Below are 13,029 nucleotides of genomic sequence, written 5' to 3' on the forward strand. Positions count from 1 at the left end.
TCGTGCAGATGGCCGACAAGCGGCTCTACGCGGGCTGGGGCAAACTTACCGAAGCGCTGCGCACGAACCGGCCAACCACGTGGGACCCGGCAGTGCAATCCTCGATGTTCGACGGCGAGGATCCAACGATGCTGGCACTCTTCTGGGAGGCGATGCATTCGCTCTCCACGATGACCGCGCGCAAGCTCGGCGAAGCCGTGGATCTCAGTCATTTCCGCCGCCTTCTGGACATTGGCGGCGGATCCGGCGCCTACGACATCGAGCTTTGCAAACAGTATGGGGAGCTGCGCGCGACCGTGTTTGATCTGCCGCATGTGGCTGCGATCGCCGCGGGAAAAATTGCCGAGGCCGGCTTGACCGACCGGATCGAGACCGCCGGCGGCAGCTTCTTCGAACAGCTTCCGAAAGATCACGACGTGCATCTCCTGTCGATGATCCTGCACGATTGGGACGAGGCCAAGAACCGCGCCCTGCTGCGCCGGTCCTTCGAGGCTTTGCCGAGCGGCGGCGCAGTCGTCATCAGCGAGCTTCTCGTCAATGACGAAAAGACCGGGCCGGCGCCGGCCGCGCTGATGAGCCTCAACATGTTGATCGAGACGGAAGGGCGAAACTACACGCCGGCCGAATATTCGGCGTGGCTAGAGGAAGCCGGATTCCGGCACATCGAGACGGTCTGGTTCGACGCACCCGCCGCCAACGGCGCCGTCATCGGCCGCAAGCGGTAAGGTGCAAAGCGGAGGGGAATAGGCGCCCCGCAGTGATGTGTCCCCCGATCGTTGCATGGTTGGGGGCGAGCTTCACGGGGATGGTCCCCGGGGGCACCATCGGGATGCTTGAAGATAGGTCCGGAGCCACCTTTCGCCTAAGCGGATTTTCGGCCGGTCAGGGTCAGCAACGCATGACGGGCGACGACGCGAAGCTCTCCGAGGGTAGTCTGACCAGACCGCGCCGCCGCGATCATTTGTCTGGCGATGTATTTGCGGGTTTGATGGTCGCCGCCGTGATGCGGCAACTCGCGGCAGGTCTCTTCCAACACCGCATCCATGTTTGCCTGGGTGCGCTCGTCGAAACCGCTCATGGCCAGCCTCCATCCTTGAGCGGAACCGATGCTATCTTCGAATTGGTCCGCTGTCTCCGGGAAAGCATGTTGCGATGCGGCGCATATGCTTTTGTGCCATATAGCCAACAACGACCATGCCCTTACATGAAAGACAGTCCAACGTTCTATTCACATGCTTGGATACCGAAAGAAGTCGGTTGCTCGTGCTCATGAGTTGTTGAGCGTTCTGGGTGCCACCTCGAAGATATGGACACATTGAGAGAGCTCCAACAGCTCCTACTGCGTGAGATTGTCCGTACAGAAAAGAAGGGAAGAGAGGTTCGAGGTAACCTCAAGGCGGTGCCGAGCAATGGCGGCAAGGCAAGCCAAAAGCGCGCTGCGTCACTTAAGAGCCGTTTAGAGAAAATCCGCCAAGTTGCTTATGTCTGGCGATGCTTTGGCGATGCAGTGGCGTTCTCTTACATGGCTCCTGAGAAAAGGAGCCGGTATTGCGATGAGCGATTTCCCCCGGGAAGCGGTCGAAGCGAAGGTGTAGCGGCGTGGCCAGCATTGCTCAGGATCGCCGGGCACTTTCTGATCTGATTGGGACGAAATCACGCGAGCGGCGCCAAGACCGCAGGGGTAGGGCAATGGCAATGGGTAGCATCTGGAAATCCAGTTTAACTTATTGATTTCATTTGAGCGGCTGGACAATTTGAGATGCTGGCGGAGACGGAGGGATTCGAACCCTCGATAGGCCTTTACAAGCCTATAACGGTTTAGCAAACCGCCGCCTTCAGCCACTCGGCCACGTCTCCGGCAGCGCCGATATGCCCGACGCGCGGGCGGGCCGCAAGCGGCAGATTCAGGGGACACCAGACTGTGCGCCGGCATCGGCGGCTAGAGGCCTGATTACACTGTGGATAACATCCGACGTCCGACATGCGACTCGAACAGATAAATACGGGTGCTAAGACCGGGTTTCTACAGAAAATCTAGTTATTTCAATTGGTTGCTGCGCGATCTGTCCGATGAGGGGATAGGCAGGCGTCACGGTTAGCCTTGCCGGGCTGAACCTTAACAGTGCCGCTGCCGAGAAATAGCGCGTGCTGCTGCCCAGGCGATCAAAGCCCCTGAGTTCCCTGTTCCGCGAATCATCCATGGCTCGCGGCGCCCTTTCAGGCGAACTCGTCCTTTTTGGTGCCTATAAATCGCGCTCCGAACCCGCATCACGCTGGGGAGTTCAAATCAGGACGAGAAAACAGCCTCGCCATGCGAGCTCGACAGGGACCGATGAGTCGAAGCGGCGCCGCCAGCGAAGAAGGGAATGCCAGATGGGCCGTCTTTTCGCGATTTTGGTTTTGGGCCTGATGGTGCCGGCGGAGGTGCGGGCGAAGTGCGAATGCCGATGCGTCAACGGCCGGATGCAGCCGATCTGCACGAACCCCGGTGAACTTCTTCCGCCCAATTGCCCAATGACGGCATGCCCGATGACGGGACCAACGATTGTACCGATCCAACCTCCACAGCCGCCGCCGCCCGGGACCTCCGCGTGTTCGCAACAGCAAGGGCGCCGCATCTGCCGCTAAGTGCGCTGTTTCGGATTGCCAACCTGCGCGACTGCGTCACTTGCGTGACCGCGTTCTGCATTCAATTGATGAATCGAACGGCGAGCATCAACCTGTCGCCTTGGGTAGGTGGCGCGGCGCGGTGATAGCACGACGTATCCTGAACGAAGCCGAGGCCTGCCCGGCCCTCAATGACAATTTCGTTCTTGATTCCGAATTGCCGCCTCACATCTGCTTCGCTCGCCGTCGCCGAGCCGAGCAGCATGCGAAGCGGTTTGCGATTGTGCGATCGCTTCATCATGACATGCGCGCCGGAATTGCGGTCGGTATCAGTGATGTAGAAGCTGGCATACACGAAGTTGAACCCGCCGACGTCATAATGGTAATCGATGACGTGATGCCGCATCCTTCGGCGCGCTTCGTCGGTGAAATCGGACGCGAAGCTCCAATCGAGTATGGTCATCACTCGACGCGGCTCGTGCCCCAGATAGCCCCGCACAATAGCGCGTAGCACCGGATCATCGATCACGGCCTGCACGGCAGGGCATCGCGAGGGCTGGCGAATACCTCCGACCGGCACCGCTCTTCCGTCGATGCATTTGCCTCGAACCACGTCGGCATATTTGAATGTGGGACCTGTCGGATCAAAGATGGCGTGAAGCGGTTCAGATCTGCCAAACGCCTCGATCTCGGCGACGACGCCAGGTGGGAGTTGCAGGCCGACAAAGACGGCTTCTTCACGAATGGTTTGCACGACGCGAGAAGTGTCGGTGCCGGGAAACAGCGTTGTACGTTCGTCGACGTCAGAGACAGCGGTGCTTCCAAAACGTTCCGCCAGATGCCGCACACCGCTGTAGGCGGAGCGGACCGTCTTAAACCTTCCGAGCGCGTATGAGATATTTCCCCGAGCAATCCGGGCCGCAATAGTCTGGAGGTTCATTCCGCGCTCCATGAACGGTTGCTATCTAATTGTAGGTCTCTCTCGCTTCTTGTTTCGACTGTGCTTGGGTCGGACCGAGCCATCAGACAGTCCGCCGCGGCACGGTCTGACTTCTAGAGCTTCAGCTTTCGAACACCTGGAGGAGCAGCCGCAGCTTAGGCAATCGATGGCTGTTTCTCCCCACAATCACTGATAGAAAAAGAGAAATTGAACGGCTCTACGATGCTTAGGAAATTCTACCTTCTTATTAAATAATGTAAATAAATTAAATTTAGAATTATTTAATTTGCCTATTTAATTAGCAAAGCCAGCTATGCCGAAACTGCATTGCGCACGATTGGGAACCCTACAGCGGAGGGCGCTCGGCGAACGTGGAAGTCTGGAGGTTCCCCATTTCGAACGCTCTATAGGGTGCAGAGTGCGGTGCATTTTCATGAACGATCGCGGTGACGGTGGGACGATGTCCCGGCTGTCACACCAGCATGAGGGTCGTGCAGCCCTCGGGTCTCCGATGCCACGCTAGAGTTCGTCACCGCGAACTTGGGCGATGTGGTCGCCGGCGGTATAATTTGATGGCCGCGAGACAAAACTGGGCAGTCGTGGCCTCCCGGTCCCTCCCGAGGCTGAAGCGGTCCGAGGGCAAGCCTCTATTCCTAGTCTCTTATTCAAAGTCTCTATTGATGCCGGATGCGAGGTTGGCCGCTCGCCAGCCACCGATTTGGATCGAAGAATCAGCCAGCGCCTGCCGTTTGATTCGACGGCATCCATGCGAGGCGCAACGAGGGATGGTCAGGCCTCGGAGCGAAGGTGCTCGAGAGGTCTTGTGAGGTCTAAAAATAATCTCCAATATTTTCAGATACTTATGGAAGTCATTCGATCACATCTGCGTGTTATTTGTGCAACACCCGTTGGAAAACAGGCGGAGCGCGGTGGTTCGGAGCGGTTCCTTTGTTGCTTGTGCAGGTGCCTTCGGTAATTCTGTTGCTGCGACGGAGGGGGGCATCCCGAAGTCGTCCCGTTCTTGGTGGTTCGCTTAAGTCCCTCGCGTTTTCGCGGGAGTCCGAAAGCGCGAAGCGGCTTGACGGGTTTTTGGGGGACTAGGGAACCAGCCTCAGGGTGTTCACCCGGCGGATCCGCAGCTCTTCCTTTTAGAGCAACTTGGAGGTTTAACATGAAGATGGTTAAGAGCCTTATCCTCGGCTCAGCGGCGGGTCTGCTCGCCATGGGCGGGGCACAGGCGGCCGATCTTCCCGTCAAGGCCAAAGCGGTCGAGTACGTGAAGGTCTGTTCGCTGTATGGCGCCGGTTTCTGGTACATCCCGGGCACCGACACCTGCATGAAGATCGGTGGTTACCTGCGTGTCGATGCCACATTCAACGGTTCGATCTACGATCAGCCGGCGTGGTCTGGTGATCTTGGTCAGGGCAATCGCTATCGCGACTACTTCGCCGCCCGCTCTCGTATGGCGCTGACGGTCGATACCCGCACTGCCACCGAATATGGCGTTGTCCGCACCTTTGCGCAGGGCGACTTCCAGTTCTCGACGCTGGGCGCCAACACGGTCAACCCGAACTCTGTCAACGGTTCGCTCCCGGTTGCAGGTTCCAACCTGCTTGACACCCCCGGCGGCGGCTATGTCGCGGTCGAATTCGTGTTCATCCAGTTCGCGGGCTTCACCTTCGGTAAGTCGGCTTCGGCTTTCGCGACGCCGTGGCACGGTTATCCGGGCAACAACTCGTCGTTCCTGCTCGGCGGTCATGACACCGTCACCGGCGTGAACAACATCCAGTACACCGCGCAGTTCGGCAACGGCGTGTCGGGCACCATCGGCCTCGATGATCCGACCGTCTTCCACCGCACCTCGGTCTACAACCTCGCTCCGAGCGGAATTCTGTTCGGTGGCGTGAACGGCATCGGGCTCAGCGGCAACGCCTATGCCGGCGTGCATGCTCCCGACATCGTCGGTAACATCCGCATCGATCAGGCTTGGGGTCTGTTCCAGATTTCGGGCTCCGCGCATGAAGTCAACGGCTCCTACAACATCCTGAACTCGACGGCAGCTCCTGCCGGTGCTGTCGGTCTGCCGGGTGCGGCGCCGATCGCCGGCTCAGAACTCTCCGGTCACCCCGACAGCAAGTGGGGCGGCGCGGTAATGGCGGCGTTGCAGATCAAGAACATCCCGACCGGTCCCGGCGACGACATCAAGTTGGATGCGACCTACGCCATCGGTCACACCAAGCAGGTGATCTCGACCTCGTCGGCCTCGCCGAGCTTTGCGATGTTCGGCAGCAGCAGTGCCTTTGGTGCCTACCAGAGCCTCGGCCTCGGCGTGACGACCGACGGTGTGTGGACGCCCGGTGGTGATATCCAGCTGACCAGGGCCTGGGGTATCCGCGGTGCGTTCAACCACAACTGGGATCCCTACTGGTCAACCAGCTTGTTCGGCAGCTATGCCCAGGTCCGTTACAACGGCGATGCGGCTGACTTGGCGAGCGCAAAGGGTGCGTACTGCGCAGCCTTCGCCGCCAGCCATCCCGGCCAGGGCCTCACCTACACCTGCGATCCGAGCTACAACGTTTCGCAGCTTGGTGCGGTTACCCGCTGGACTCCGGTCAAGAACCTGACGTTCTCGGCCGAAGTCATGTGGTTCCACCTCGACACGAAGTTCGCGGGCACTTCGCTCTTCGGCCCGGGCGCTCCGAAGCCGGTCGCGGTCTACGAGTTCAAGGACCAGGATACGGTCAGCTTGAACGTCCGCGTTCAGCGCAACTTCTGATCCTGATCGCGTAACTACTCTGTAGGGAAAGTCCCCGGCGGGAAACCGCCGGGGATTTTTCTTTGACCGAAGTTGGCGAATGGTGAGTAGCGAGTAGGGCGCAGCGGCTATCCGCTATTCGCCACTCCCCACTCGCTATTCGCTAATTTTCTATTCGACGGTGGCCCCGCGGTGGAGGTCGGCCTCGATCTGCAGCCGCGAGCCGCCGCCAAAGCGGGCGCGATAGACCTGCAGGTTCTCCATGATCCGCTGCACATAGTTGCGCGTCTCGGAGAACGGAATCAGCTCGACCCAGTCGACCGCATCGACCTTGGGATCGCGCGGGTCGCCGTAACGATCGATCCATTTCCGCACGCTGCCGCGGCCGGCATTATAGGCCGCGAAAGTGAGGATATAGGAGCCGCGATAGTCGTCGAGCAGGCCCCCGAGCTCGGCCGCGCCAAGCGCCGCGTTGTAGACCGAATCGGTCTTCATCCGGTTGAGATCAAACGTGACGCCGGCGCGCTTGCAGACATATCGACCGGCATCCGGTGTGACCTGCATCAGCCCATAGGCTTGCGCCGGCGAGACCACTGCTGGATTGAACGCGCTTTCCTGCCGCGCGATCGCATAGACGATGCTCCGCTCGATGTCCGGACCGATCGATTTGAAGGACGGAATCCCGTTGATCGGATAGGCGTAGAAGTCGAACGGCAGGCCGCGGTTGAGCGCCGCTTTGCCCATCAACAGCATGCCGCGCGCATCGCCATGGCGCGCCGTCAGTTCGCCGAGCCCGACCAGCGCGTCGGGATCGCCATTCTCGCCCATGTCGGCGAGCATGGACACCGCGAACTCGCGCGCGTCGAGCTCATAGAGCAGTTGCGCCGCGCGCACGATCTCCAATCGCTCGATGCCAAGGCCGCGTGCGCGCGGGACACTGTTCAGCTCGATCTGCGGCAAGCCGAGCTTGGCCCGCGCGAGCTGGCCGTAATAACTGGTCGATTGCTCGGCCGCGCGCAGATACGCGGCGCGGGCCTCCTGGTTGCGGCCTGCGGCCTCGGCAGCGCGGCCCTGCCAATAGCCGGCACGCGCCAGCGCGGTTGGATTGACGCTGCCAACGCCGATGCGGGCGAAATGCTGTGCGGCAAGCCCGGGATCTCTGAGGAAGCGCAGCGCGATCCAGCCGGCGGTGAACTCCTGCTCGGTCTTGTAGATGTCGCGCGCCGGCAGTGCTGCATCGCGCGCGATCAGATAGGCGGTGCGGTTCTCGCCGACGTCGATCATCTTGCGTGCCAGGAGGCGCCGCTCGATCCACCATTCGTTGACATTGAACAGCCTCGCCGGATCTCTCGGCGCGCTCAGCATCAACTGCGCCGCTTCCGCGAACTTCTCCTCCCGGCGGAGCAACTGGATCCGGGCGAAGAGATAGCCGGTGTCGCCGTGCAGTTCGCGCGGCACCGCTTCCAATAGCGCCCTCAGGTTGGATGCCTTCCTGTTGGCGGCGATCCGTGCCTTGGCGAGCGCGAGATAGCCCGAGCCGAGCCGCTTGGCCGCACGCAGGCCGGCCGCCTCCTGCTCGGTGCCATACAGCATCGTCTCCATGCGCGCCTTGTGATCGCCGGCGGTGAGCAAGGCTCCGAACAGGTCGAGCGCGGTGGTTTCGGTGTCCTCGCTCATCGAATCGTTGCGCCAGGCTTCACGCACCAGCCGCTCGGCATTGGCGCGGTCGCCGCGCGCGAGCATCGCCTTCGCCAGCGCGAACCGGCCCTTGGCCGACACGGGCGACTCGTTCTCGAACCACGACCAGACCGCGGCATCTTCGCGATGGTCGTCCCACAGCGCAGCCTCCAGGCGGCGGCGCAGGAAGGTCTGCGAGGGCCAGCTCCGATTGGCCGAGAGGAAGGCACGGTAGCGTTCGACCGAAGCGCCGTTGTTGTCGCTGCGCAGGATCAGCCACTCGGCGAGCTTTCTGGCGACGGGGTCAGAGATCGTGGCCTCGACCTGGGTCGCATCGTCGGGCTTCCGCTTACGGATGAACTCGATGACGTTCTCAAGCGCATCCTTGTCGCCCTGCGAGGTCGATGAGGTCGCAGCCACAGCCGCCGGCACCGTCGGCTTGCTCCGGGCGGGCGCCGCATGCTGGCGCGTGGCCGGCGCCAAATGGGCCGGAGACGGAGCAGGTGCGTTGGACGGCGTCCGGGGAGCGGTGGTGTTCTTGGCAGCCGCAACAGCGGGCGCGGTCGTCGCGGGCGCGGTTTTGGGAACGACGCTGCGGGCGACCGGGCGAGCTTTTGGCATTGGAACTTTTGGATCGGCCGCGGCTTCTGGCATCGCGGCCAATCCGAATATTAACGCCAGCGACGTCGCTAAGGCGGTCGATCGCAATGCGGCTGCGCGGGGGGAAGGGGTCACAACTTTCCTCTGCGGCGGCGAATCATCTGATCGCTGAAGCCTTAGCTGTATTGGATTGAATATGTGGACAAAATGCTAAAAGTGTCGCCTGGAGCGATGTCTGCGCCATGACAGCGGCAAAATCGCGGCTGGCAAAGACGGGAGATTACGGCCCTTTCGCCTGTCCGTCGGACCCGATATGAATTGACCTTTATGACCCGCGCGCCGCAACCCTGATAAGCGTTTGGAGGAAGTCCATGGCAGCCAAGACAAAATTCCGCGGCTCGTTCACCGCTCTGGTGACACCGTTCAAGAATGGTTCCGTGGACGAGGCGGCTTTCCGCTCCCTGGTGAACTGGCAGATCGCCGAGGGCACCAACGGCCTGGTTCCGGTCGGCACCACCGGTGAGAGCCCGACGCTCAGCCATGACGAGCACAAGCGGGTCGTCGAATGGTGCGTCAACGAGGCCAAGGGCAGGGTGCCGGTCATCGCGGGTGCGGGTTCCAATTCCACCAGGGAGGCGATCGAGCTGTCCGAACACGCGGAGAAGGCCGGCGCTGACGCCGTGTTGGTCGTCACCCCCTATTACAACAAGCCGACCCAAGAGGGGCTCTACCAGCACTTCAAGGCAATCAACGATGCGATTGGAATACCGATCATTATCTACAATATCCCGCCGCGCTCGGTGATCGACATGTCGGTCGATACGATGAAGCGGCTGTGGGAGCTGAAGAACATTGCCGGCGTCAAGGATGCCACCGCAAGCATGGTACGGGTGTCGCAGCAGCGGGCGGCGATGGGTGAGGATTTCAACCAGCTCTCAGGCGAGGATGCGACCGTGCTCGGCTACATGGCCCATGGCGGCCATGGCTGCATCTCCGTGACCTCGAATGTGGCGCCTCGGCTGTGCGCCGAGTTCCATGCCGCCTGGCAGAAGGGCGATGTCGGGACTGCGCTGAAGCTGCACGACAAGTTGATGCCGCTGCACACCAACCTGTTCATCGAGAGCAATCCCGGGCCGGTGAAATACGCGATGTCGCTACTCGGCAAGCTGGAGGAGCGGCTGCGGCTGCCGATGGTGCCGGTTACTGAATCCACACGCGTGGCGGTGCGCAGCGCCATGGTGCATGCCGGCTTGATCAACTAGAGCCGCTCCGATTGCGCCAATGGCTGGTCCGGTCGGCCGGGTCGACGAGAAGGGACTTCGCATGCTCAAAGAATTCCGCGAGTTCGCGATGAAGGGCAATGTCGTCGACCTCGCGGTCGGCGTCATTATCGGCGCGGCCTTCGGCGCAATCGTGAATTCGCTGGTCGGCGACGTCATCATGCCCATCATCGGCGCGATCACCGGCGGGCTCGACTTCTCCAACTACTTCACGCCGCTGGCGAAGTCGGTGACCGCCACCAACCTCGCCGATGCCAAAAAGCAGGGCGCAGTGCTAGCTTGGGGCAGTTTCCTGACGCTGACCCTGAATTTCCTGATCATCGCTTTCGTGCTGTTCATCGTGATCCGGCTGATTAACCAGTTGAAGCGCAGGGAAGAGGCGGCGCCCGCGCCGCCGAAACTGACCCGGCAGGAAGAACTGCTGACCGAAATCCGCGATCTCCTCAAGAAATCCTGAAGTGGCCGAGAAGAACGAACGTCCAATCAAAGTCGTCGCCGAGAACCGCAAGGCGCGCTTCAACTATGCGATCGAGGATACGATCGAGGCCGGCATTGCGCTGACCGGCACCGAGGTGAAGTCGATCCGCGGCGGCAAGAGCACGATCGCGGAATCCTATGCGGATTCCAAGAACGGCGAGATCTGGTTAATCAACGCCAATATCCCGGAATACCTGCAGGCCAACCGCTTCAATCACGAACCGAAGCGCCCGCGCAAATTGCTGCTGCACAAGAAGCAGATCAGCAAGTTGATGGGCGCGGTCGATCGCGAGGGCATGACGCTGATCCCGCTCAAGCTCTATTTCAACGAACGCGGCCGCGCCAAGCTGTTGCTCGCGGTCGCCAAGGGCAAGAAGCTGCACGACAAGCGCGAAACCGTGAAGAAGCGCGACTGGGGCCGCGAGAAGGGCCGCTTGATGCGTGCGCGGGGATAGGAATTGTAGGATGGGTAGAGCGCAGCGAAACCCATCAGCTTCGCTGCAGGCCGGCGCAAATCGCAAATGATGGGTTTCGCTGCGCTCTACCCATCCTACGAAGGATGCAAGGATGAACCAGAAGAACCTGCTCGAAGTCGACTGGAGCAAGATCCCAGCGCCGACCGATGATGGTGGCGCTGCGCATCTGACTGATATGGCCATCCCGCCGATCAGCCTGGTGGCGACCGACGATACGTCAGTGACACTGTCTTCGCTCAAGAGACGCACCGTGGTGTTCGCCTATCCGCGCACCGGGGAGCCCGGCAAGATTTCGCTGGTCGACGACTGGGACATGATCCCAGGTGCGCGTGGCTGTACGCCGCAGACCTGCGCCTTCCGCGACCTGTTCGCCGAACTCAAGGCTGCCGGCGCCAGCCACGTGTTCGGCCTGTCGACGCAGAGCAACGAATACCAGACCGAGATGGCCTCGCGCCTGCATCTGCCGTTCCCGGTGCTCTCGGACGAGAAGCTAGCGCTGACGCGCGCGCTCAATCTGCCGACCATGGAGGTGGCGGGGCTGACGCTGATCAAGCGGCTGGCGCTGATTATCGACGATGGGCGCATCACGCGCGTCTTCTATCCGGTGTTCCCGCCTGACCGGAACGCCGGCGACGTGCTGGAATGGCTGCGGGAAAATCCGGTAAGTAGCTAGCCCAGATCGGCGCGCACCCGGGCGAACACGTCATGGAACATCTTTGGCGTGAGCACACCGGTATTCGTGTTGTAGCGCGAGCAGTGATAGCTGTCGTAGAGGCGGATATTGCCGGCCTTATGCACGGCGCCGTGCGTAAAGGGCGCGGCGGCATAGCGCAGGCCAAGCGCCTTCACCGTCGATTCATGCGCGATGCGACCGAGCAGGACAATAGCGCGCAGCCTGGGCATGGTCGCGATCGTCGCCGCCAGGAACGTTCGGCAAGTGTTGATCTCGATCGGCAAAGGCTTGTTCTGCGGCGGCACGCAGCGCACGGCGTTGCTGATCCGGCAATCGATCAGCCTTAGGCCATCGTCCGGACGCGCTTCATAGACACCTTCGGCAAAGCCGAATTCCAAGAGCGTGGCGTAGAGCAGGTCACCGGCGTAGTCGCCGGTGAAGGGGCGCCCCGTGCGGTTGGCGCCCTGCAGCCCGGGCGCCAGCCCGACCACCAGCAGCCGCGCGTCCGCACCGCCGAACGACGCTACGGGTGAATTGAACCAGCCCGGCTGCTTTGCGCGCGCCTCAGCGCGAAACTCGGCGAGCCGCGGACAGAGCGGGCAGTTGCGGTCAGGTTCGGCGGAGGCAGGGACGAGGCTAGTCGTCGAAATCGTCGTCATCGGCCCGGGGCGCCATGGTGGTGGCGCGCTGCAGGAATTGCGGCGCGTGGTGGCGCGACTCGCCGCGCTCGCGCGGGGCCGGGCGCTCGGACGGATCGCGGCCGAGCTTGGATTGCAGTTCCACCAGATCGGTGAAGACGTCGGCCTGGCGGCGGAGTTCGTCGGCGATCATCGGCGGCTGGCTCGCGATGGTCGAGACCACGGTCACCCGCACACCGCGCCGCTGCACTGCCTCAACGAGCGAGCGGAAATCGCCGTCGCCGGAGAACAGCACCATCTGGTCGATATGTTCGGCGAGTTCCATCGCATCGACGGCGAGTTCGATGTCCATGTTGCCCTTCACCTTGCGGCGGCCGCTGGCGTCGATGAACTCCTTCGTGGCCTTGGTGACGACGGTGTAGCCGTTGTAGTCGAGCCAGTCGATCAATGGCCGAATGGATGAATATTCCTGATCTTCGATGATCGCCGTGTAGTAGAACGCGCGCAGCAGGGTGCCGCGGCTATGGAATTCCTTCAGGAGGCGCTTGTAGTCGATGTCGAACCCGAGCGTCTTGGCGGTTGCATACAGATTGGCTCCATCGATAAAGAGCGCGATCTTGTTGGAAACGGGTGACGACATCAAAGTTTCTCGCCTTTTGTTAGCTTCTCGGCGCAGCGGTCACGAACCGCGCACCTTTTCCGCGTTGCAGCCTAAAGTCCGGTGAATCTTCCCCCAACGACAGTCACCATGGCAATTATGGTGAGGCGAGGGCGAAATACCTATACTTTTGACGATGCAATGAAGAGACTTACTTGTCCACAACGGCGCTTCGCCGCGTGACGGACGCTCCGGCCTTCTGGCCCCGTCTCGGGTTAGCAGAGGTTGAGGCGAAGGCAAATCACAAA

The 13,029-nt window shown here is 61.3% G+C and carries 11 protein-coding genes and 1 tRNA gene; 6 read left to right on the forward strand and 6 right to left on the reverse strand.

Annotation, left to right across the window (positions count from 1 at the left end):
* Nucleotides 1–725: methyltransferase (locus J6497_RS36980; RefSeq protein WP_225709119.1), on the forward strand; the 725-nt coding region annotated here is incomplete at its 5' end.
* A 137-nt stretch (nt 726–862) separates the two neighbouring features.
* Here the strand turns inward: J6497_RS36980 and J6497_RS36985 are convergent.
* The 3 genes from J6497_RS36985 to J6497_RS36995 all read right to left on the reverse strand — a co-directional run bounded on the left by J6497_RS36985 (nt 863) and on the right by J6497_RS36995 (nt 3,547).
* Complete coding sequence (locus tag J6497_RS36985; protein WP_225709120.1) at nt 863–1,078, reverse strand: hypothetical protein; 216 nt, start codon at nt 1,076–1,078, stop codon at nt 863–865.
* 685 nt (nt 1,079–1,763) lie between these two features.
* Nucleotides 1,764–1,857: transfer RNA gene (locus tag J6497_RS36990), tRNA-Ser, on the reverse strand.
* 832 nt (nt 1,858–2,689) lie between these two features.
* Complete coding sequence (locus tag J6497_RS36995; protein ID WP_225709121.1) at nt 2,690–3,547, reverse strand: hypothetical protein; 858 nt, start codon at nt 3,545–3,547, stop codon at nt 2,690–2,692.
* 1,171 nt (nt 3,548–4,718) lie between these two features.
* Between J6497_RS36995 and J6497_RS37000 the strand changes: the two genes are divergently transcribed.
* Nucleotides 4,719–6,323, forward strand: a complete 1,605-nt coding sequence (locus J6497_RS37000) for a porin (RefSeq protein WP_225709122.1) — start codon at nt 4,719–4,721, stop codon at nt 6,321–6,323.
* A 150-nt stretch (nt 6,324–6,473) separates the two neighbouring features.
* On the opposite strand, the gene J6497_RS37005 is transcribed toward J6497_RS37000, so the two are convergent.
* Entirely contained in the window at nt 6,474–8,600 is a 2,127-nt protein-coding gene (locus tag J6497_RS37005) for a lytic transglycosylase domain-containing protein (RefSeq protein WP_376708334.1), read from the reverse strand.
* A gap of 350 nt (nt 8,601–8,950) precedes the next feature.
* Here J6497_RS37005 and dapA point away from each other — a divergent pair, with 350 nt between their 5' ends.
* The 4 genes from dapA to J6497_RS37025 all read left to right on the forward strand — a co-directional run bounded on the left by dapA (nt 8,951) and on the right by J6497_RS37025 (nt 11,485).
* Entirely contained in the window at nt 8,951–9,841 is an 891-nt protein-coding gene (gene dapA, locus J6497_RS37010; protein ID WP_225709124.1) for a 4-hydroxy-tetrahydrodipicolinate synthase, read from the forward strand.
* 61 nt (nt 9,842–9,902) lie between these two features.
* Complete coding sequence (mscL, locus tag J6497_RS37015; protein WP_225709145.1) at nt 9,903–10,316, forward strand: large conductance mechanosensitive channel protein MscL; 414 nt, start codon at nt 9,903–9,905, stop codon at nt 10,314–10,316.
* A 1-nt stretch (nt 10,317) separates the two neighbouring features.
* Nucleotides 10,318–10,791, forward strand: a complete 474-nt coding sequence (smpB, locus tag J6497_RS37020; RefSeq protein ID WP_225709125.1) for an SsrA-binding protein SmpB — start codon at nt 10,318–10,320, stop codon at nt 10,789–10,791.
* A 112-nt stretch (nt 10,792–10,903) separates the two neighbouring features.
* Entirely contained in the window at nt 10,904–11,485 is a 582-nt protein-coding gene (locus tag J6497_RS37025) for a peroxiredoxin (RefSeq protein ID WP_225709126.1), read from the forward strand.
* Here J6497_RS37025 and J6497_RS37030 read toward each other — a convergent pair.
* Both J6497_RS37030 and J6497_RS37035 read right to left on the reverse strand, forming a co-directional pair.
* Entirely contained in the window at nt 11,482–12,144 is a 663-nt protein-coding gene (locus J6497_RS37030; protein ID WP_225709127.1) for a uracil-DNA glycosylase, read from the reverse strand. The genes J6497_RS37025 and J6497_RS37030 overlap by 4 nt on opposite strands.
* Nucleotides 12,122–12,763, reverse strand: coding sequence for a LabA-like NYN domain-containing protein (locus J6497_RS37035; protein WP_225709128.1), 642 nt, complete (start codon nt 12,761–12,763; stop codon nt 12,122–12,124). Before J6497_RS37035 ends, J6497_RS37030 begins: the two co-directional genes overlap by 23 nt.
* Between the last annotated feature and the right edge of the window lie 266 nt (nt 12,764–13,029).

This window comes from Bradyrhizobium cenepequi (genome assembly GCF_020329485.1).
Lineage (GTDB): Bacteria > Pseudomonadota > Alphaproteobacteria > Rhizobiales > Xanthobacteraceae > Bradyrhizobium > Bradyrhizobium cenepequi.